At 40.5% G+C, this 3,349-nt stretch carries 5 protein-coding genes; 3 read left to right on the forward strand and 2 right to left on the reverse strand.

The genetic code is table 11. The features are described 5' to 3' along the window. Nucleotides 1–162: 162 nt before the first annotated feature. Nucleotides 163–858, forward strand: a complete 696-nt coding sequence (locus VB740_RS36230; protein ID WP_323204628.1) for a DUF305 domain-containing protein — start codon at nt 163–165, stop codon at nt 856–858. Between the two features lie 54 nt (nt 859–912). On the opposite strand, the gene VB740_RS36235 is transcribed toward VB740_RS36230, so the two are convergent. Further along, nucleotides 913–1,287, reverse strand: coding sequence for a group 1 truncated hemoglobin (locus VB740_RS36235; RefSeq protein ID WP_323204629.1), 375 nt, complete (start codon nt 1,285–1,287; stop codon nt 913–915). A gap of 396 nt (nt 1,288–1,683) precedes the next feature. Here VB740_RS36235 and VB740_RS36240 point away from each other — a divergent pair, with 396 nt between their 5' ends. After that, a complete protein-coding gene (locus VB740_RS36240) occupies nt 1,684–1,827 on the forward strand; it encodes a DUF6544 family protein (RefSeq protein ID WP_323204632.1) in 144 nt (47 codons plus the stop codon). A gap of 206 nt (nt 1,828–2,033) precedes the next feature. Then, a complete protein-coding gene (locus tag VB740_RS36245; protein WP_323204630.1) occupies nt 2,034–2,891 on the forward strand; it encodes a sulfurtransferase in 858 nt (285 codons plus the stop codon). Nucleotides 2,892–3,024: 133 nt separating this feature from the next. Here the strand turns inward: VB740_RS36245 and VB740_RS36250 are convergent, their stop codons facing one another. After that, nucleotides 3,025–3,216, reverse strand: a complete 192-nt coding sequence (locus tag VB740_RS36250) for a hypothetical protein (protein ID WP_323204631.1) — start codon at nt 3,214–3,216, stop codon at nt 3,025–3,027. Nucleotides 3,217–3,349: the final 133 nt, after the last annotated feature.

A 3,349-nucleotide genomic window follows, 5' to 3' on the forward strand; every position in this document is an offset into this window, starting at 1 on the left:
GGGCAAGATGCCCACCCCACAAGATTGGATAATTTATTTCTTGGAAGTCCCTTAATTGGAAATTACGCATTGAGCGGCATCAATCTGGAAAAATATCAAATATGTCTCCCACTGGTTTAGAGACAGGTAAATATAGAATTAGGAAACTGTTAGGTAAGACTTATGCAACTGCTATCTTTGAGGAATCGCTTTTTGGCGTTAACCTTTAGTGCGATCGCTTCAGCCAGTGGGTTAATCACAGGTTGCGCTAGTAATGCTTCCCAGAACCAAGGCGAAGCACCCAAGACAACCGCCAGCGCTAACGACAAGCAGATGATGAACCACGGTGGTAGCATGAATCATCATGGTATGACAATGGATTTAGGCCCAGCCGATGCTAATTTTGATTTACGGTTTATTGACGCGATGATACCGCACCATCAAGGGGCTGTGGAAATGGCTAAAGAAGCGCAGCAGAAATCAAAACGTCCTGAAATCAAAAAACTAGCAGACGATATCATCAAATCGCAAAACCAAGAAATCACTCAGATGAAGCAGTGGCGACAAGCTTGGTATCCCAATGCTGGAGATAAACCAATGGCTTATCACAGTCAAATGGGGCACATGATGGAAATGTCATCTGAGCAAATGAAAGCTATGATGATGAGTCAAGATTTAGGTGCTGCGGATGCTGAATTTGATCTGCGCTTTAGCAATGCGATGATTCCTCACCACGAAGGGGCTGTAACAATGGCAAAAGATGTCTTGAGTAAGTCTAAACGCCCTGAAACTAAGCAATTAGCCCAAGAAATTATCAAAGCACAAAATACAGAGATTAAGCAAATGCAGCAGTGGCGAAAAGCTTGGTACAACAAGTAAACCAAAGCCTCTGCGTAGATAGAAAGCGTAGATAGGAATTTTAGCTACTTTGGCTTACCGATTTAAGACGTCGTTCCGATGAGCAGTAGAGCCTACAATTTGCACTACCTCGTCAATTAAGGTTTGGGGGACTTCCATCTCAACCAGTGTCGCAACTAAATCCTCTGCGATCGCATCGAAATGGCTATCGGTTAAGCCCATCTCAGCTACTAATTCTTTATGCGCTTCTCTCATATTACGACCATTCCAGTGCTGGGCACCACCGAAAGCATAAATCATAAACTCTTTTTGATGCTGCTTTTGTTGCTGCATATTTGTATGAGCAAAAAAGCCCTGAACCCGCTCATCCGCTAAAACCTTTTCATAAAACTTTTCTACAGCTAGATCGACTGCTGCTGCGCCACCAAGCTTGTCATACAGTGTGCTCATAGAAAATTACTCCACAATTGCATTGACTTTAAATTTGATCCAAGACAGATGGGAAAATCTGAAATTTCCAATTATCGAAAAGATTGGAGCATGGACAAATCAGCAATTCATCTGCTTTGATAGCTCGCTTCGTTGGAACAAGGGCGATGTCTAACTATTTATTATACAGAAAGTTTCCATATCATCAGTAATTACACGACGATAGAGAACAAATCGTTGAGAACAGACTTGTGTTTTGAACGAATGGACTTGTTTTGTGAGCTAACATATAAAACTCATATTTAAATTTTGCGATATACCTAGAGAGACGCGATAAATCGCCGTCTCTACAAAGGACTGATTATTGTAAAAATGGCGATTTGAACAAAATGGGAATGCGATCGCATTACTAAAAATATAGTTGCAGAATTACCTGCTCCTGTACAACGCTATTTTTTACATGCGATCGCACTCCAGACTCCTCTTGCTTCTTCAGTCAGTCTGAAAATGAGTGGCAATTTTCGGCTGTGGATCGAATGCGGTTCTCTCTTTGGGGACTAATTCCCTTAGTAAATCCCCACAGTCCTGATACTAAACGCTCACAACATATTCATTGGTGTCAACTTAAGGTAAAAGTTATAGGCAGGCAATAGGCACAAAAGTTCTTTTGTAACATTCAACATTCATTCTTCTGTGATTTGCGTTCCAAAATCCAAATCTACCCAGGGCGATAATGCCTAATGGCACGATAACAGAAGCATGTAAGCGTGAATACAAAACTCCTCATTTCTCCTCAAGAACTCACGTCCCTGTTAGCAGAAAAGTCATCGCGGGCTGTAATTATCGATACGCGATCTCCCGAAGATTATGCTATTTCTCATATTCCTCAATCCATCAATATTAGGGATTTTTTCACATATCTTTTGGATAATTCCTACCCAGCAGGATTAAAGAAATTACAAGAGTATTTTGCAGAAATTATGAGCAAGCTGGGAATATCGGGTACGGAACTATTAATTGTGTATGAAGATACTTTAAATAAAGGTTATGGTCAATCTTGTCGAGCAGCTTTCTTACTGAAATATTTGGGTTGCACTCAGGTATCTATTTTACACGGAGGATATAGAGCATGGCTCAACGCAGGATTATCTACTACCGATGAAGTACCATTACGTGAAAGCAGCATATTTCGATTGCATCCCAACGCTGACATAATGGTGACTACCACCGAGATGTTGCAAGCAATTGACAATCCAGCAATCATTAAATTAGATGTGCGCGATCGCGACGAATGGCTTGGGCTGAGTTCTTCTCCCTACAATCCTGATTTTTGTCCTCGCAAAGGTAGAATCCCTAACGCTGTATGGTTAGAATGGCATCATCTGATGAATTCTCAATCGGAAATCCCCACGTTCCGATCGCCAGATGAAATCCGAGAAATTTGTCAGTCAGTAGGTATTTCTTCAGAGTCAGTTGTATACGTTTACTGCTTTAAAGGTTCAAGGGCTGCTAATACAGTGATAGCCCTAGAAGAAGCAGGAATTTCTGCCAGAAATTATTTTGGCTCTTGGAATGAATGGTCTCGTGACTTATCACTACCCATTGATAGTAAAGTAATGCAATGAACGTCTACACTTTAAGTAGTTAGCATCTTCTTAAAGCCACAATTGCTTGCTGGTTAGCTAGCCAATTTTAGGTGCATTTATCCTATGCATAAGCATCGCTGGCTCGTGCCAATTATCAGATTTTATTGTTTATTCAAATATCAACATTTATCTGTTCTATCTGTCTAGCAGCTTTATCCCAAAGCTTTGCAGAAGCCTCATCTTGCCAATGAGTTCTCAGATTTTCTGCTTTTTTATGACATATTCGCTCTAACATTTCTAAAATTGCGGATAATGTCAATTTATCAATTAATGCTTCTAAACTCTCCATATATTCTTTTGCCATGTTAGTTACCTCCTTAACATCCTCTAATATCTTCTGAGAAAAGCTATGTATATAGGAATCCGGTTTGATTTTTGAAAAGTAGGGTGCGTTAGCGACAGCGTAACGCACTATTACCAGGGATTCGGTGCGTTAC

Origin of the sequence: Nostoc sp. UHCC 0251, from assembly GCF_034932245.1 — a bacterium.
GTDB lineage: Bacteria > Cyanobacteriota > Cyanobacteriia > Cyanobacteriales > Nostocaceae > Nostoc.